We start from the raw sequence: 16,361 nt of genomic DNA, 5'->3' as shown, positions 1-16,361 counted from the left end.
CCTCTCTCCTTGGGTAAACGTCGCGCCGCCATAGCATGGACCGCGCGCCAGTGGAACTACGCTGCCCTCAGGCGCGGATCAAAAGCCTTCGAACCCTATTGCACGTTTCCTCGAAGAAACGAGCTCCTACCCCTTCTCGTGGAAAAAGTCGTAGATTCGCTCGGCCAGCGCTTCGCTGACGCCATCCACCGCTTTGAGGTCCGCGAGATTCGCCCGCGCCACCGCCTTGGCCGAGCCGAAGTGCTGCAGCAGCGCGCGCTTGCGGGCCGCACCGACGCCGGGCACTTCGTCGAGCGGGTTGGCCATCTGCGCCTTGGCGCGCTTGGCGCGGTGGGTGCCGATGGCCCAGCGGTGCGCCTCGTCGCGCAGGCGCTGGATGAAGTAGAGCACCGGATCGTTGCGCTGCAGCGCGAAGGGCCGCGTGCCGATGCGGTGGAATTCTTCCTTGCCATGGTCGCGGTCGACACCCTTGGCCACGCCCACCATGGGGATGTCCTCGACGCCGTATTCCTGCATGATCTCCCAGACCGCCGAGACCTGACCGGCACCGCCGTCGATCAGCAGCAGGTCGGGCCAGAGCCCCTTCGAGCGGTCCGGGTCCTCTTTCAGCAGCCGGGTGAAGCGGCGCGTCAGCACCTCCTTCATCATGCCGAAGTCGTCGCCCGGTACGAGGTCCTCGCCGCGGATGTTGTACTTGCGGTACTGGTTTTTCATGTAGCCGTCGGGCCCGGCAACGATCATCCCGCCGACGGCATTGGTGCCCATGATGTGCGAGTTGTCGTAAACCTCGATGCGCTGCGGTGGCCCGTCGAGCCCGAAGGCCTCGGCCACGCCGCGCAGCAGCTTGGCCTGCGTCGCGGTCTCGGCCATGCGCCGGGCGAGGCTCTCGCGGGCGTTACGCGCCGCGCCCTCGATCAGCTCGGCCTTCTCGCCGCGCTTCGGTACGGCGATCTCGACCTTGCGACCGAGCTTGCCCGTCAGCGCCTCGGACATCAGGTCGGCGTTCTCGATCTCGTGGCTGAGCAGCAGCAGGCGCGGCGGCTCCTTGCTGTCATAGAACTGGCCGAGGAAGGCCTCGAGCACCTCGGCCTCTTCCACGTCCTCGCCGACGCGTGGGTAGAAGTCGCGGTTGCCCCAGTTCTGACCCGAGCGGATGAAGAAGACCTGCACGCAGGCCTGTCCGTGCTCGAGATGAAGCGCCACGACATCGGCCTCCTCCACGCCCTGCGGGTTGATCCCCTGCACCGACTGCACCTGCGTCAGCGCGCGGATGCGGTCGCGCAGGGCCGCGGCGCGCTCGAACTCCATCGCCTCGGAGGCCGCCATCATCTGGTCCGCCAGCCGCGCCTGCATCTCGGTCGATTTGCCCGAGAGGAACCGCTGCGCATCGGCGACGGATTCGGCGTAGTCGTCGCGGCTGATCTCGCCGGTGCAAGGCCCCGAGCAGCGACGGATCTGAAACAGCAGGCAGGGCCGCGTGCGGCTCTCGAACATCGAGTCGGTGCAATTGCGCAGCAGGAACACCCGCTGCAGCTGGGTCAGCGTGCGATTCACCGCCCCGGCGCTGGCGAAGGGACCGTAGTAGGCGCCCTTCTCGGTTTTGGCGCCGCGGTGCTTCTTGATCTGCGGGTAATCGTGCCCGGTGGTGACAAGGATGTTCGGGAAGCTCTTGTCGTCGCGCAGCAGCACGTTGAACTTCGGCTTGAGCTGCTTGATCAGGTTCTGTTCGAGCAGCAACGCCTCGGTCTCGGTGCGCGTCGTCAGGAACATCATCGAAGCGGTGTCCGAGATCATCCGGGTGATCCGCCGCGAATGCTGCGCCGAGGGCCGCGAATAGCTCGACACCCGCGCCTTGAGATTGCGCGCCTTGCCGACGTAGAGCACGCGGCTCTGGTCATCGAGCATGCGGTAGACACCGGGGCTCGAATCCAGCGTCCGCAGGTAGCCCTGGATCACCTCGTAGCCGCGCTTCGGGGCCGTTTTCTGGATGTCTGCTTCGTCGTCCATCACGTCGTTTCCGGTCTGTTCACGGCATGCCTTGATTCTGCGCCTCGCTGCAATGCCGGCCCCCCGAGATCAAGGAGGAATGCATCCACCATTCCTGTGGATAACCCTGAGGGTCAAATCCCGGCTTCGCTGATTTTCCCTTGTATTTGGACGGTTTCGTTAAATTGCCCAATTATTAGGCGGAATTATAACCCATTGATATCGCGAAAAAGATTTCGATATCCACCTTCAAACCCTTGAAAGCTTGACGCTTTCCCAACGGTTTCGTGAAGCAAGTGTGACACGTGCACAACTTGCCGCAGCGACTGCATGGGAGGGTGCCGCAAGGACTCCCCAAGCTGGTCAAACCGCGACCTTATTCCCGGTCGCAGGTGTCCGGGGTTTCCCAGGCGAGATGCTGCCCGCCATCGGTACAGAGGAACTGCCCGGTAACCCCCGGAGCGTCCAGGAAGTACCCCAGCGCACCGCAGATGTCCTCTGGGTTGGAACCACGCTGCAGCACCGTCGCCGCGCGCTGCCGGGCGAATCCTTCGGCGCTCTGGTCAGCCCCCTGCAGGGTCGGCCCGGGCCCGATGGCGTTGATCCGCACCTTCGGCGCCAGCGCCCGTGCTCCGGTCTGGGTCAACGTCCAGAGCGCCGACTTGGCCAGCGTGTAGCTGATGAACTCAGGCGTCAGCTTGCGCAGCCGCTGGTCGAGCATGTTGACGCAGAGCGCCCGCGCGCGCGGCTCGCCACGGTCGTCGGTCTCGGCCTCCGGTGCCTGGGCGGCAAACCCCTGCAGCAGCACGAAGGGCGCCCGCAGGTTGGATTCCATCGCCCGGTCCCAGCTGGCGCGGGTCGCGGTCTGCATGTCGTCGTGCTCGAAGATCGAGGCGTTGTTGATCAGCAGCCCGAGCGGCCCGCCAAGCGCCTCGGCGGCGCGCGCCACCAGCGTCTCGCTCTGCGCCTCATCGAGCAGGTCCGCCTGCAGGGTGACCGCGGTGCGGCCCATGGCGCGGAGCGCCTGCGCCACCTCGTCCGCCGCCTCGGCAGAGCCGCCGTAATGCACCGCCATGTCGAAGCCACGCTCACCGAGGTAAAGCGCCATTGCGCGGCCCAGCCGCTTGCCCGCGCCGGTGACCAGCGCACGTTTCTCGAGTCCCATGCGTTTCTCCCCCGAAACCGTTTAAATCAGAACCACCGTCACATAGCCGACGTAGAGCGCCGAGAGGATAACCCCCCAGACCCGGCCGATGTCCCGGCCAAGGAAGACGAAGGGCACCAGGATCAGCGAGGCCCCGAGCATCACCCACAGATCGAAGCTGAGGAATTGCGGGTCCACCGGCATCGGTTTGATCAGCGAGGCCACCCCGATGATCGCCAACAGGTTGAAGACGTTCGAGCCGATCACGTTTCCAAGCGCGACATCCGCCTGCTTGCGGATCGCCGCCATGACCGTGGTGGCAAGCTCGGGCAGTGACGTGCCGAGCGCCACCAGTGTCAGGCCGATCACCGTGTCGGGCACACCGAACATGGCGGCGATCTCGGTGGCGCTGTCGATCAGCAGGTTCGCCCCCACCGGCAGGCCAACAAGGCCCAGCACCAGGTAGAATGCGATCTTCCAGCCCGGCATGTCCGGGTCCGCCCCTTCGGGTTCTTCGAGCTCGTCCGGCTCGCAGGACGCCTCCTTGCCATTCTTGCGATGGCAGAGCGCGTCGCGCACCGAATCCCAGAGGATCGCCGCCATCACCGCCAGCATGATCAGGCCGGCGATCCAGTCAAAGACCCCGCGGAAGGCGAGCGCGATGAAAAGACCCGTGGCACCGAGCATGATGGCATAGCTCTTGCGCGTGTCATGTGTCGAAGAATGGATCACCGTGATCAGCGCCGGGATGCCCAGCACCAGCAGCACGTTGGCGGTGTTCGAGCCCACGACGTTGCCCAGCGCGATCCCCGGCACTCCGTCCAGCGCGGCCTGGATCGAGATCAGCAGCTCGGGCGCCGAGGTGCCGAAGGCAACGATCGTGAGGCTGACGATCAGCGCCGGGATGCCCATGCGCAAGGACAGGTTCACCGCCCCCTTGACCAGCGCATCCCCCGCAAGAAGCAGGATCACAAGGCCCAGGGCCGCGTAGAGAAATACCATTTCAGACCTTTCGTTCGCCGCAGGGGCACGGCCCCTTGCCGATCCGGTACCGGCCGCAGCGCGGACATTTCCTTCCCGCCTCGCGGCGGCTCAGCCGCCCGATCCCGGGCATGCGCAGCTTGCCGAAGATCCCCAGCACCGCGATGACCACCAGAAAGAGGGCGACGACCTTTGCCAGCATGTCAGAGCCCGAAGCGCGCGTAGCCCGCGCGTTCCTCGATCAGCCCCAGCGCCTCTTCCGCGAGGCTCAGACCGAGCCGCGGGATCAGCCGCTTTTTCATGCCGTAGCGGCGGAATTTCACCTTGTCGCCGTAGCGTGCCTTCATCCCGGGCACGAGATGCGCCACGCCATCGGCGAGCCCGACCTCGACCGCCGAGCGGCCGATCCAGATCTCCCCGGTAAAGAGGTCGGGATCGTTCTTCAGCTTGCCCCCGCGCCGCGCCTTGACCTGCGCGATGAAGGTTTCGTGCAGCTGTCCGAGGATGCGGTTCAGCCGTGCCACATCTTCCTCGGTCTCGGGGCGGAACGGGTCGAGCATGCTCTTGGATTTGCCGGCGGTGTGCACCCGCCGCTCGATGCCCTGCCGGTGGAGGAAGACCTGCGCGCCGAAGCTCGCCGAGATCACCCCGATCGAGCCGAGGATCGAGCTTTCGTCAGCGAAGATCTCATCCGCTGCCGAGGCGATCCAGTAGCCGCCCGAGGCCGCCACATCCTCGACGAAGGCAAAGACCGGGACCTTGGTCTCTTCCGACAGGCGGCGGATGCGCGCGCCGATCAGCGAGCTCTGCACCGGCGAGCCGCCGGGCGAGTTGATCTCGAGCGCCACCGCCTTGGGCTTGCCGCGGCGAAAGGCCCGTTCGAGCACCGGCGCCAGCGCCGCGTCGTTCAGCGCGCCGCGCCCCTGCGGGCCAATGGCGCCCTGCAGGCGGACGACCGAGACGAGGGGCTTTGATTTCACGAAGGGGATCGGGATTTGCATGCGCGTGATGTAGACACGCCCCACCGCAACGACAAGACGGAGGCAAAAAGAACTCTTGCGTGATGCGGCACGGCCCGCCCACACGCCACGCGGCACCCGAAAAAGTCTTGTCTTCTGGGCAGAAACATCCCGGGGAAGCATGGCTCCCAAGGGCCGCGCGGGGCGGACCCCGCGCTGCCCCAGCGGCACCAAGTCCCCCTCCAAGGCAACGAAAAAGGGCGGAAGCCGCGCCCCGCCCTTTCTTGATCGTGATGATCTTCGGCTCAGCCGACGGCGCGCGCCGAGGGCTTGAAGCTGATCCGCTCGGAGACGGTGAACCGCCCGCCGCCGGTCTTCTCGATCTTACCGTCGCGCAGCAGCTGGCCGAAGCTGCGCAGCCGGTCCTCGCGGCTCGAGTCCTGCCCCTCGACCTGCCGTACCTTGGTCATCAGTTGCGGGCGCGAGAACTGCGCGTGGCCCTCGACATAGGACAGGTAGGCCGCGGCCGCCTCGAGCAACTCCGGCAGATCGTGGGCGCCGACGCTGTCTGCATAATCGGCGAAATCGCCCCCGCTGGCATCTGCAGTGTCGATGTCCGCCAAGGTCACGCGGCGCGGACGCAATGGGGTGGCGGCTGCCTCGGCGGCGACATTCACCCGCTGCTCTGCCACCAGTTTGAGCGGCGCAGGGCGCGATTCGATGGCGGTCTCGACCGACGGCGCATCGGGGCGTTCGGCGCGGCTCGGGGCCGCAGGGCGACGCGGGCGCACGACGTCTGCGAGATCTTCGCGGTAGGGCTGGGCCTGCGCCTCGGCATCCTTCTTGCGGCCCAGCAGCCGGTCCGCGCGTGTCGCGGCCACGGCGGCGCGCAGATGCGCGATGGCGCTGCGGCGACGGTTGCCCTCGGGCTCTTCCATCTGGGTGTTGGTCTCGTCGAGGATGCGCGAGGTGTCATTGTCCTCGACGCTCTGCTCGGTGAGCATGACCCGCGCCAGGCTCGACAGTTTCACCGCCTTGCGCACGTCCTCATGGGCCATGCGCGCGACGGCATCCTCGAGCGCGTCCTCTTGCTGGCCTGCGTCTTGCGCATCGGGGGCCTCGTCGAAGGCGGCGGCAAAGGCCGCGGCGTCCTCGGCGCCGTGGTCGTCCTCATCCGCGTCATCGTATTCTGCGACGTCGGCACCGGCCGTACCCTTGACGTGGTCGTCAGGCTCGGCCGCCTCGAAGTCCCAGTCGGTGTCGTCGAGGGCCTCGTCGTCCCAGTTCTCGTCATCCCGGTCTTCGTCTTGCCGGTCTTCTTCATCCCGGTCTTCGTCATCCCGGTCTTCGTCGCCCCAGGCGGAGTCCTCCGCGTCGTCCTCTGCCGCCTCTGTCTCGAGATCGGCGAGCACCTGCTCGGCCTCCAGCGGAATTTCGGCGCTCGGCGCAGCGGCGAGCGCCTCGAGATCCTCGACCTCGTCCCACTCACTCTCGAGCCCGGCGGCGAGCTCGGCCTTCACAGCCTCCAGCTCGCGGGCCAGCTCCGCCTCGTCCTCGGCGCTGAGGCTGCTCGAGGGCTTGGGTTCGTCCATCTGCTCGAGCTGCCCCGAGGCGACGGCGGCGTCAAAGGCGGCGCGGGTCACCTTCACCACGCGCACGCGGCGCGGGCTGCGGCGCTGCTCGGTCGGCTGGGATTCGGAGGGGCTCTCGGCCGGGGCCTCGGGCTTGGCGGCAAACTCGGGGGTCAGCGCCAGCGGTGCCGGCGCGCTCTCGGCCTCGGACTCGGCGATAACGTCGTTTTCTCCGGGGCTCGTGGCCTCGTCGATCAGGCAGGCGGCGAGACCGTCCTCCGCGACCCCTGCGTAAGGCGCGGCGGAGGCAGTCTCTTCGGACGCGAGACTGCCGAGCATGGCAGAGACGGCGGCCACCGTATCTGCGCCATCCTGCTGCGCCGAGTCGTCCTGATCGGCCTCGTCTTGTGCGGCGAGGGCAGAGGCGGCGGCCCCGCCCGAGACCACCGCGCGGATGCGGCGGAGCTTGGCGGCGACGCTGTCTGCGGCCTCGTCCTGCGCCGCCTCGTGCGGGGCGGCACGTGGCGCCGGTGCTGCGGAGACCTCGAAGGCGCTGTCCTCGTAGTCATACTCGTCGCCCGCGGCCTGCCCGGCCTCCGCGGCGAAGAAGGCGGCCTCGGCGGCAAGCGAATCCCTGCGCGAAAGGGCGACCTCTGCCTCTGGGTCGGCGATCTCGGATTCGGTGGCTTGCGTTTCTGCGGCTTCGGCTTGCGCCTCTGCGGCGGCGCGGGCCGCGGTTTCGGCCAGCGCCGCTTCCATGCCACGGTCCGCGTCCGGGCCGATCACCTCGGCGGCGGGCCGGGTTGGAGCGGGCCGGGAAACATCGGGCGCGGCGGCGGGTGCCGAGGCCTGCGAAACCGGGGCGGCCACATCGGCGAGCGGGCCGCGCAGCACGAGCCGGCCGCCCTGTGCCTCGGCATCCAACTGCGCCTGAAGGAGCTGAGCGGCAAGCTCGGGATCGAACTGCGGTGGTTCCGCCCCAAAGAAGCGGTCCTCGCGCACCACCCCCCGGAAGAATTGCGTCGTGTCCTTGACCACGCCAAGGGGATCATCGAAGCCTTCCGCCGTGCAGGAGAACGTGCCGTAGGACACCGTCAGGATCTTGCTCGAACTCACCATGTTCCGCTCACTTTTCACTCGATCTGCAACAGATTGTTTACCACCGACTAGGAGACCAAAGCTGACCGAATCTGAGGTTTTCACAGTATCATTTCATGACCAAATTGTGGTCGTTTTCGAGGAAAGCCACTAAAAAGCCATGAACTTCGACCCGATCCGATCACACTCTCCCGTCCTGCTGGTCGGAGGAGGCGACTGCCCGGCCGACATACTCCTGCCGTTACTGGCGCGGACGAAAACGCGGGTCGCCGCGGACGGCGGTGCCGCGGCGCTGCTGTCGGCAGACGTGACCCCCGACGCGGTGATCGGCGATCTCGACTCGCTGACCGAGGAGCACCGCGCCCGGATCCCCGCCGCGCGCATCCACCGCATCGCCGAGCAGGACAGCACCGATTTCGACAAGTGCCTGCGCAGTATCGAGGCACCTCTGATCTACGCGGCGGGGTTTCTCGGCGCGCGGCTCGACCACCAGCTGGCGGCGATGACGGTGCTGGCGCGGCGCCCCGACCGCCCCTGCCTGCTGGTCGGGCGCGAGGACGTCGTGGCACTCTGCCCGCCCGAGCTGGCGCTCGATCTGCCGGTCGGCAGCCGCTTCTCGCTCTACCCGATGGCCGAGGTCGGCGGAACGAGCCAGGGCCTGCGCTGGCCGATCGACGGGCTGCGCTTCACGCCCGACCTGCTCACCGGCACGTCGAACGAGACCGATGCACCGCGCGTCACGCTGCACCTCGATGCGCCGAAGATGCTGGTCATTCTGCCGGTGACGGCGCTGGCTGCGCTGGAACGGGCGCTTCTCGAAGCGCCCTCGCGATGGCCCGCTCGCGCATGAGGATATAGAGCCCTGAGGCGACGGTGACGCAGATGCCCACCGTCGCGAGCCCGTTCGGCAGGTCCGCGAAGACCGCGAAGCCGATGATCGTGGCGACGGGAATCTCGAGGTACTGCATCGGCGCCAGCGTGGCCCCCGGCGCAAAGCGCAGCGACCACGTCATCAGCAGATGCGCAAGCGTGCCCAGAAGCCCGATCGCGACGATCAGCCCCCAGACCGGTGCGCTTGGCTGGCTCAGCGCGAGCCCTGGCACCGTGCCGCCCGGCACAAGCAGCAGCACCGGCGCCATGATCCCCACCGCGATCACGCCGGAGACGGCCTGCAGCGAGATGGCATCGACGTCGCGGGCGATCTGCCGGGTGACCAGCATGAAAAGCGCGAAATTCAGCGCGACACCGAGCGGAAGCAGCGCCGGCCAGCCGACCTCGGCAAAGGCGGGCTGAACCACGAGCAGCGTTCCGATGAAGCCCACCCCGCACGCGGCCATGCGACGCCAGCCGACCTCTTCGCCGAGCACGTAATGCCCCAGCAGCAGCGTGAAAAAGGGCATGACGAAAGCAATCGCTATGGCGTCGGCCAGCGGCAGGAAGCGCAGCGCGGCGAACATCATCGCGATGCCCAGCATGTGCATCACCGTGCGCAGCACCGTCAGCCCCAACACCCGGCCGCGCAGACGACAGACGCCCCGCGTCGCGATCATCAAAGGAATCAGCACCGCCGCCTGAATGGCGAAGCGCAGCAGCAGCAGCTGGCCGATCGAGACCTTGTCGCCCAGCAGCTTGGCCGTCGCATCGCCCATCGGCGCCACGACACAAAAGCCAAGCATCAAGAGCACACCGAGAAGGGGACGATCACCAGCCATGACGCGCAGCCTAGCCGCGCCCTCTCGACCCCACAAGGCATTCTCAGCTCCGCGTTCGAAGCGCCCCCCAGCCGGGCTCGCGCCGCCGCGAAGGCGATGACCCCGGGCATTTTCGCGGCTGCGACGACCCCGGTGCCATGCAACAGGCGCGGCGCGGCTGCCCCAGCGCCGCGGCCCTTTGCCCCCATAGCCAAGAGCCGGGTTGCGTGTGCATCCTCCTTGGCCTACATAGCGCCCGTTCAACACAGCCGGAATGCCTGAGACGCCCCATGGAAAACGTGATCCTTATCGTGCACCTCCTCCTCGCGCTCGCGCTGATCGGCGTCGTGCTGCTCCAGCGCTCCGAAGGCGGCGGTCTCGGCATGGGCGGCGGCGGCGGGGCCATGAGCCAGCGCGCGGCTGCCACCGCGCTCGGCAAGATCACCTGGGGCCTGGCCATCGCCTTCATCATCACCTCGATCACCCTGACGGTGCTCGCGGCGAGCGATGCCAGCGGCGTGTCGGTCATGGACCGTCTCTCGGGCTCCGCTCCGGCAACAGACACGAACACCTCGGCACCGGCTCCGCTGGACACCGATGGCCTCCTGCCCCCTCCGTCGGGCGGAAATGACGCAGGCGCGGATGCGCCGATGGTTCCGAGCGCCGACTAAGAACTGCTCGACTAACAACAGCTTGAGGGCCGCCTGTCAGCCGCAACAGCATCTTGCGGTTGGCTAGACAGTGCGGCCCGAATCCTTTATACGTGGACTCCCGTGATGCTGCGGCTCGATGGGCCGTGGGTGTCCTCCTTTTTTGACGCAAATCACGGGGTCGCGCTGCCAATGGCACGTTTCATCTTCATCACCGGCGGTGTCGTTTCTTCTCTCGGCAAGGGTCTTGCCTCGGCGGCACTCGGCTCGCTGCTTCAGGCGCGGGGCTTCTCGGTTCGTCTGCGCAAGCTCGATCCGTATCTGAACGTCGATCCGGGCACCATGAGCCCCTTCGAGCACGGCGAGGTCTTCGTCACCGATGACGGCGCCGAGACCGATCTCGATCTCGGCCACTACGAACGCTTCACCGGCGTTCCAGCGCGCAAGACCGATTCCATCTCGTCGGGCCGCATCTACACCAACGTGCTCGAGAAGGAGCGCCGCGGCGACTATCTCGGCAAAACCATCCAGGTCATTCCGCACGTCACCAACGAGATCAAGGACTTCATCTCGATCGGCGAGGACGAGGTGGACTTCATGCTCTGCGAGATCGGCGGCACGGTCGGCGACATCGAGGGCCTGCCCTTCTTCGAGGCCATCCGCCAGTTCAGCCAGGACAAGCCGCGCGGCCAGTGCGTCTTCATGCACCTGACGCTGCTGCCCTACATCAAGGCCTCGGGGGAGCTGAAGACCAAGCCGACGCAGCACTCCGTCAAGGAGCTGCGCTCGATCGGTCTCGCGCCCGACATTCTCGTCTGCCGCTCCGAGGGTCCGATCCCGCAGAAGGAACGCGAGAAGCTCGCGCTCTTCTGCAACGTGCGCTCCGACAGCGTGATTGCGGCGCAGGATCTGCCGTCGATCTACGACGCGCCGCTGGCCTACCACCGCGAAGGCCTCGACCAGGCCGTGCTCGATGCCTTCGGCATCACCCCGGCCCCCCGCCCCAACCTCGAGAAGTGGGAAGACGTCTCCGAGCGCATCCACAACCCCGAGGGCGAGGTGAACGTCGCCATCGTCGGCAAGTACACCCAGCTCGAGGACGCCTATAAGTCGATCGCCGAGGCGCTGACCCACGGCGGCATGGCGAACCGGGTCAAGGTCAACGTAAGCTGGGTCGACGCCGAGCTCTTCGAGCGCGAGGATGCCGCCCCCTATCTCGAAGGCTACGACGCCATCCTCGTGCCCGGCGGCTTCGGCGAGCGCGGCACCGAGGGCAAGATCAAGGCGGCCCAGTTCGCGCGCGAGCACAAGGTGCCCTACCTCGGCATCTGCCTCGGCATGCAGATGGCGGTCATCGAGGCGGCGCGCAATGTCGCGGGCGTGGCCAAGGCCGGCTCGGAGGAGTTCGACCACGAGGCCGGCGAGAAGCGCTTCGAGCCGGTGGTCTACCACCTCAAGGAGTGGGTGCAGGGCAACCAGAAGGTCAACCGCTCGGTGGCCGACGACAAGGGCGGCACCATGCGCCTAGGTGCCTATGACGCGGTGCTGACCGAAGGGTCCAAGGTCGCCGAGGTCTACGGCACCACCGCCATCGACGAGCGCCACCGCCACCGCTACGAGGTCGACATCAAGTACCGCGAGGCGCTGGAAAAGGGCGGTCTGTGCTTCTCGGGCATGTCGCCCGACGGTCGCCTGCCCGAGATCGTCGAATGGCCGGATCACCCGTGGTTCATCGGCGTGCAGTTCCACCCCGAGCTGAAGTCGAAGCCCTTCGATCCGCATCCCCTCTTCAAGGATTTCGTCCGCGCGGCGAAAGAGGTCTCGCGGCTGGTTTGAACCCGCGCTTCAGCTGACATGAGAAACGCCCCCGAGGACTCCCTCGGGGGCGTTTTCGTTTTCCGGGTGCGGTCGCCCGGCGCTCAGCGCTCCGCTGAGGCGTGCCACGCCGACATGCCCGGCAGGCTGCGCATGATCCTGCACTCCAGCGCGAAGACATGCTGGCGCAGCTTCAGGGCGGGCCGCTCGATCCCCACCCAGGACAGATGCGCGACCAGCATGGTAAGCGGCAGGGAAAGGGCGGCGATCCAGTACCATTCGCGCATCCCGGGCAGCAGATGCGCGATCAGCTGCTGGATGATAAAATGATAGAGAAAGATGCCGTAGCTCAGATCGGCGCTCTTCAGCACCCCGAGCCGCGGCGGATCCATGACCCCAAGCCCCACCGTGACATAGGCCATGGCCACAAGGCCGATGTATTGCCCCAGCCCGCTCACGCTGAAGCCGATGACCCCCACCAATGCGGCGATCGTCACGAGGTAGCCGTGGACCTGGAGCCGGTCGCGGTAGGCGTGCAGGCAGATGCCGAGCAGGAAGGCAATCACCAGCGCCCGGCCGGTCACCGGCCCCACCCAGGGATCGAACTGCCAGCCGGTCCGCAGCCCCATCTTGAGGACCGAGAAGGCGATGAAGATCGTCAGACCCGCCAGCAGCACCCGCCGGTCCTTGCGCGCTCCGGCCAGCGCAAGCACACCCAGACCGATGTAGCAAATCAACTCGTAGGGCACGGTCCAGAGCTGGCCATTGGCCATGCCCGGCTCGGGGTTGGTCTCGAAGACGCCCGGCAGGTAGAGCGAGGCATTGCTCACATGGCCGGTAACGTTCAACAGGTACCGAAAGAACTGGTCGCTGGTGAAATACTCTGGCCAGCTCAGGTTGGTGACCAGCCCGCCGACCAGCACCGCCGAGATCGTCACCTCGACGGCCAGCGCCGGGTAGATGCGGATGAAGCGCAGCCCCATGAAGCTCAGCAGCGTGCGGCAGCGGTAGAGGCTGCCCGCCACCAGGAAACCTGACAGGGTGAAGAACATCGGCAGTACGGTCATCGCGAGGCCGTCGAGCGGGAAATGCGCCCAGACGGCGTCCATGTAGACCCTCTGCCCATAGGCGATCTGCACACTGTGAATCAGCAGGACCAGCACGGAGAGGGTCAGGCGCATGTAGTCAAATCCGCTTGGCCGACCCCGGGCGGCCGCCATCAAATCATCAATGGTCACTATGTCACTCCTCTGCACAGAGCCGGGCTTGGGCAAGGGGGCACCCCCCGCATTGGCTGGGCCTGCACGAACAAGATGGAATATCACTTCAAACAATAGCGACGATGGTCGCGCATGGATCGGCGTTCGGCAAGCCTCAACTTCCCGTCGCGCCAGACTCCGTGCACTCGCGCCAGAGAGGCGCCACGTACCGGGGCAATCGAGCAGGTGGCGAACGATCCCAGCCGCGCTCGACTTCGAGCCCGGCAGGCGTTATCTGCGGCGGCAGGTGCAGGTCGCGTGTTTGGCCCCTGCCCCGCCCCACCCGTTGATCTGCCCATCTGCCGAGGCTGCGATGCTTTCCTACCAACACGCCTTCCACGCCGGAAACCTCGCCGACCTGCAGAAGCATGCGCTGTTGGCCGAGTTGCTCTCCTACATGACGAAAAAGGACAAGCCGCTCAGCTACATCGAGACCCACGCCGGGCGCGGTCTCTACGACCTGACCTCGGCGGAGGCGGTGAAGACCGGCGAGGCGGCGCAGGGGATCGAGGCGTATCAGGGCATCTTCCGCCAAGGACACCCGTATCTGCAGGCGCTCGCCGAGGTGCGCCGCGAGCACGGCCCGAGCGCCTATCCCGGCTCGCCGATGATCGCGGCCAAACTCTTGCGATCGCAGGACAAGCTCCACCTCGCCGAGCTCCATCCGCAGGAGCACGCGGCGCTGACCCGGGCGCTGCGCGCACCCAATATCGCGATCCACCGGCAGGACGGTTTCGATCTGGCGCAGAGCCTCTGCCCGCCCGATCCGCGCCGCGGCGTGATGCTCGTCGACCCGCCCTACGAACTCAAGCAAGACTATGTCGAGCTGCCCAAGCTGTTCCGGCAGATTGCGAAGAAATGGAATGTCGGCGTGCTGGCGCTCTGGTACCCGATCCTCAACTCCGCCGCGCATGTGCCCATGCTCGCCCAGCTCTCCGAAGATTTCCCCGGCGCGCTCTGCCACGAGATCCGCTTCCCGCCGGCGCGCGAGGGTCACCGGATGATCGGCTCTGGCATGTTCATCGTGAACCCGCCCTGGGGACTTGCCGAGGCCGCTGCCGAGCTTACCGATCGGCTGCGCTCTGCCGGCGCCCTCGGCTGACCGTTTTCTGCCATTGCCCAGCCCCGCAAGCTGACGCAGAGTAATGCCGTTGACACATGCCAACGGGAGACAGATGGCCCCCTCCTTCCTGCAGCGCCCACCCGCACGCCAGCCGAGACAGCCGTGGCGCGCGGGCTGAAATTCTGGATGGCGGCGCCCGAGGCCACGCCTCTGGAGCCCTGCGACGTGCCGCTGGCGCTCGGGGCGCTGCTGCTGCGCGCCGCCGCCGAGGCGCATGGCGCGCCACCCCTGATCGGCGTGGCGCTGGTCGATGCGGTGCTGGCGCGGCGCCATGAGCTGACCCAGCGCGAGGCTGCCGAGATGCGGCTGACGTGCCAAGCTGTCGCCGCCGCCGCCCCCGATACCGCCTGTTTTGCCGCCATGCTCGCCCGCGCCGTGGGCTACCGCGATCGGCTGGCGCTGGCGCATTGCCTGTGCGACGTGATGGCTGGCAGCGATCCTGCCCCGAGCTCACGGCAGACCGCGCTGTGGTTGGCCGAACACCTGCTCTTCGTCGCGCCCTGCGATCTTTCCGCGAGCCGGACGGGTTAGGGCATCCGGGGCGCCGTCCCCATCCGCTGCGCGCACTCCACGGGACATTTTCGCCACGAAGAAAGCGCGTCGGCGCGCGTCTTTACACGATCGCGCGCGGGGCGTTGGCGCTGCGCCGCAAGGCGGCTATATCTTGCGCATGTTCGCTGATTTCCTCAAACGGCTGGTCGATCCCGGCCCTGACCGCCTGCCCGACGCCGATGCGCGGCTGGCGCTCTGCGCTTTGCTGGTGCGCGTCGCGCGCGCCGACGAGACCTACGACCAATCCGAGCAGGACCGGATCGACCGGATCGCCGCCACGCGCTACGGGCTCTCGCCCTTCGAGGCCACGCGGCTGCGCCGCGACGCCGAAGCTCTGGAGGCCGAGGCCCCGGACACCGTGCGCTTCACCCGGGCCATAAAGGATGCCGTGGCCTATGAGGACCGCATCGCGGTGATCGAGGCGCTGTGGCAAGTGGCGCTCGCCGACGGCAGCCGCGACGATGAGGAAGACGCGGTGCTGCGGCTGGTGGCGAACCTTCTCGGCATCAACGACAGGGATTCGGCGTTGGCCCGGCAACGGGTGGAAGCCGCGGGCTGATGCCCACCGGCAGCGGCTGAAATCCGGGCATATGCCAATTTACGCCGCGCAAAGCACAAGACAGCCGCCGTTTTGCGCATGGACAATCAGGCCATTTTGCGCCCATTCTCGCCGCCAATATCAGCAACAGCCCAAGAAGGTTTGGCTTGACCGATCCAGCCCAAGCTCCAGTCATCGAGATCCGCGATCTGCACAAGGCCTACGGCGAGCTTGAAGTGCTCAAAGGGGTCAGCATCACCGCAAAGCGTGGTGACGTGGTCTCCCTGATCGGCTCGTCGGGCTCCGGCAAGTCGACGCTCCTGCGCTGCTGCAACCTGCTCGAGGACAGCCAGCAGGGCGAGATCGTATTCAAGGGCGAGCCGGTGCGCTGGCACGGCAGCGGGCATCACCGTCGTCCGGCCGACCCAAAGCAGGTGCTGCGCATTCGCACGAACTTGTCGATGGTGTTCCAGCAGTTCAACCTCTGGGCCCATATGACGATCCTGCAGAACGTCATGGAAGCGCCGCTCACCGTACTTGGCCGCCCGCGCGACGAGGTCGAGGCCGCCGCAAGGCGCTATCTCGACAAGGTCGGTATCGGCGACAAGGCCGATGCCTGGCCGGCGCAGCTTTCGGGTGGCCAGCAGCAGCGCGCGGCGATCGCGCGCGGGCTCTGCATGGAGCCCGAGGCGCTGCTTTTCGACGAGCCGACGTCGGCGCTCGATCCCGAGCTGGAACAGGAAGTTGTGAAGGTGATCAAGGACCTCGCCGCCGAAGGGCGGACCATGATCATCGTGACACATGACATGAAGATGGCCCATGACGTGAGCGATCACGTGGTGTTCCTGCACAAGGGGCTCATCGAGGAAGAGGGCGCCCCGGCCGAGCTGTTCGGCGCGCCGAAATCGGAACGGCTGCAGGGCTTCCTGCGGTCGACCAGCCACGTCTGACGGGCGGCAGAGACCACCCCGGACATGTATATAACCAGGGAGCA

15 protein-coding genes are annotated in these 16,361 nt (G+C 66.9%); 7 read left to right on the top strand and 8 right to left on the bottom strand.

Annotated elements, in window-relative coordinates; all coding sequences use genetic code 11:
* Positions 1–126: 126 nt before the first annotated feature.
* The 6 genes from uvrC to CEW88_RS03535 all read right to left on the bottom strand — a co-directional run bounded on the left by uvrC (position 127) and on the right by CEW88_RS03535 (position 7,760).
* Positions 127–2,007, bottom strand: a complete 1,881-nt coding sequence (gene uvrC / locus CEW88_RS03560; RefSeq protein ID WP_108964712.1) for an excinuclease ABC subunit UvrC — start codon at positions 2,005–2,007, stop codon at positions 127–129.
* A gap of 355 nt (positions 2,008–2,362) precedes the next feature.
* On the bottom strand, positions 2,363–3,151 hold the full coding sequence (locus tag CEW88_RS03555) for an SDR family oxidoreductase (RefSeq protein ID WP_108964711.1): 789 nt from the start codon (positions 3,149–3,151) through the stop codon (positions 2,363–2,365).
* 21 nt (positions 3,152–3,172) lie between these two features.
* Positions 3,173–4,132 carry a calcium/sodium antiporter gene (locus tag CEW88_RS03550; protein WP_108964710.1) on the bottom strand — a complete coding sequence of 320 codons (960 nt, stop codon included), beginning with the start codon at positions 4,130–4,132 and terminating at the stop codon, positions 3,173–3,175.
* 1 nt (position 4,133) lies between these two features.
* Positions 4,134–4,313: a hypothetical protein gene (locus tag CEW88_RS03545; protein WP_095881157.1), complete on the bottom strand. Its 180-nt coding sequence runs from the start codon at positions 4,311–4,313 to the stop codon at positions 4,134–4,136.
* A gap of 1 nt (position 4,314) precedes the next feature.
* A complete protein-coding gene (locus CEW88_RS03540; protein ID WP_108967520.1) occupies positions 4,315–5,112 on the bottom strand; it encodes a S49 family peptidase in 798 nt (265 codons plus the stop codon).
* A 263-nt stretch (positions 5,113–5,375) separates the two neighbouring features.
* Positions 5,376–7,760, bottom strand: a complete 2,385-nt coding sequence (locus CEW88_RS03535; RefSeq protein ID WP_159099542.1) for a hypothetical protein — start codon at positions 7,758–7,760, stop codon at positions 5,376–5,378.
* 139 nt (positions 7,761–7,899) lie between these two features.
* Here CEW88_RS03535 and CEW88_RS03525 point away from each other — a divergent pair, with 139 nt between their 5' ends.
* Positions 7,900–8,589 (top strand): thiamine diphosphokinase, encoded by a 690-nt coding sequence (locus CEW88_RS03525; protein WP_108964707.1) that lies wholly within the window; start codon positions 7,900–7,902, stop codon positions 8,587–8,589.
* Here the strand turns inward: CEW88_RS03525 and CEW88_RS03520 are convergent.
* Positions 8,510–9,451, bottom strand: coding sequence for a DMT family transporter (locus tag CEW88_RS03520; RefSeq protein ID WP_108964706.1), 942 nt, complete (start codon positions 9,449–9,451; stop codon positions 8,510–8,512). The genes CEW88_RS03525 and CEW88_RS03520 overlap by 80 nt on opposite strands.
* A 269-nt stretch (positions 9,452–9,720) precedes the next feature.
* On the opposite strand from CEW88_RS03520, the gene secG reads away from it, so the two are divergent.
* Positions 9,721–10,101 (top strand): preprotein translocase subunit SecG, encoded by a 381-nt coding sequence (gene secG, locus CEW88_RS03515; RefSeq protein WP_108964705.1) that lies wholly within the window; start codon positions 9,721–9,723, stop codon positions 10,099–10,101.
* Positions 10,102–10,272: 171 nt separating this feature from the next.
* Positions 10,273–11,916: a CTP synthase gene (locus tag CEW88_RS03510; RefSeq protein ID WP_108967518.1), complete on the top strand. Its 1,644-nt coding sequence runs from the start codon at positions 10,273–10,275 to the stop codon at positions 11,914–11,916.
* Between the two features lie 83 nt (positions 11,917–11,999).
* Here the strand turns inward: CEW88_RS03510 and CEW88_RS03505 are convergent, their stop codons facing one another.
* Positions 12,000–13,076, bottom strand: coding sequence for an acyltransferase family protein (locus CEW88_RS03505; protein WP_159099541.1), 1,077 nt, complete (start codon positions 13,074–13,076; stop codon positions 12,000–12,002).
* Between the two features lie 391 nt (positions 13,077–13,467).
* Between CEW88_RS03505 and CEW88_RS03500 the strand changes: the two genes are divergently transcribed.
* The 4 genes from CEW88_RS03500 (at position 13,468) to CEW88_RS03485 (ending at position 16,317) form a co-directional block, all read left to right on the top strand.
* Positions 13,468–14,256, top strand: a complete 789-nt coding sequence (locus CEW88_RS03500; RefSeq protein ID WP_108964703.1) for a 23S rRNA (adenine(2030)-N(6))-methyltransferase RlmJ — start codon at positions 13,468–13,470, stop codon at positions 14,254–14,256.
* Between the two features lie 123 nt (positions 14,257–14,379).
* The gene (locus CEW88_RS03495; RefSeq protein WP_108964702.1) at positions 14,380–14,808 is read left to right on the top strand and encodes a hypothetical protein; all 429 of its coding nucleotides are present in this window, start codon (positions 14,380–14,382) and stop codon (positions 14,806–14,808) included.
* Between the two features lie 139 nt (positions 14,809–14,947).
* On the top strand, positions 14,948–15,388 hold the full coding sequence (locus CEW88_RS03490) for a TerB family tellurite resistance protein (RefSeq protein ID WP_108964701.1): 441 nt from the start codon (positions 14,948–14,950) through the stop codon (positions 15,386–15,388).
* 146 nt (positions 15,389–15,534) lie between these two features.
* Positions 15,535–16,317, top strand: a complete 783-nt coding sequence (locus tag CEW88_RS03485) for an ABC transporter ATP-binding protein (protein ID WP_108964700.1) — start codon at positions 15,535–15,537, stop codon at positions 16,315–16,317.
* Positions 16,318–16,361: the final 44 nt, after the last annotated feature.

Origin of the sequence: Alloyangia pacifica (assembly GCF_003111685.1) — a bacterium.
GTDB classification, from domain to species: Bacteria; Pseudomonadota; Alphaproteobacteria; order Rhodobacterales; family Rhodobacteraceae; genus Salipiger; species Salipiger pacificus_A.
The sequence above is the reverse complement of the archived record's forward strand: the minus strand, read 5'-3'. Positions and strand labels throughout refer to the sequence as shown.

Excerpts from the sequence above, each read along its gene's own strand:
- CEW88_RS03505 (WP_159099541.1), bottom strand. The coding sequence starts at position 13,076 with ATGCGCCTGACCCTCTCCGTGCTGGTCCTGCTGATTCACAGTGTGCAG.
- CEW88_RS03545 (WP_095881157.1), bottom strand. The coding sequence starts at position 4,313 with ATGCTGGCAAAGGTCGTCGCCCTCTTTCTGGTGGTCATCGCGGTGCTG.
- CEW88_RS03490 (WP_108964701.1), top strand. The coding sequence starts at position 14,948 with ATGTTCGCTGATTTCCTCAAACGGCTGGTCGATCCCGGCCCTGACCGC.
- CEW88_RS03550 (WP_108964710.1), bottom strand. The coding sequence starts at position 4,132 with ATGGTATTTCTCTACGCGGCCCTGGGCCTTGTGATCCTGCTTCTTGCG.
- CEW88_RS03535 (WP_159099542.1), bottom strand. The coding sequence starts at position 7,760 with ATGGTGAGTTCGAGCAAGATCCTGACGGTGTCCTACGGCACGTTCTCC.
- CEW88_RS03525 (WP_108964707.1), top strand. The coding sequence starts at position 7,900 with ATGAACTTCGACCCGATCCGATCACACTCTCCCGTCCTGCTGGTCGGA.
- CEW88_RS03520 (WP_108964706.1), bottom strand. The coding sequence starts at position 9,451 with ATGGCTGGTGATCGTCCCCTTCTCGGTGTGCTCTTGATGCTTGGCTTT.
- secG (WP_108964705.1), top strand. The coding sequence starts at position 9,721 with ATGGAAAACGTGATCCTTATCGTGCACCTCCTCCTCGCGCTCGCGCTG.
- CEW88_RS03500 (WP_108964703.1), top strand. The coding sequence starts at position 13,468 with ATGCTTTCCTACCAACACGCCTTCCACGCCGGAAACCTCGCCGACCTG.
- CEW88_RS03540 (WP_108967520.1), bottom strand. The coding sequence starts at position 5,112 with ATGCAAATCCCGATCCCCTTCGTGAAATCAAAGCCCCTCGTCTCGGTC.
- uvrC (WP_108964712.1), bottom strand. The coding sequence starts at position 2,007 with ATGGACGACGAAGCAGACATCCAGAAAACGGCCCCGAAGCGCGGCTAC.
- CEW88_RS03510 (WP_108967518.1), top strand. The coding sequence starts at position 10,273 with ATGGCACGTTTCATCTTCATCACCGGCGGTGTCGTTTCTTCTCTCGGC.
- CEW88_RS03555 (WP_108964711.1), bottom strand. The coding sequence starts at position 3,151 with ATGGGACTCGAGAAACGTGCGCTGGTCACCGGCGCGGGCAAGCGGCTG.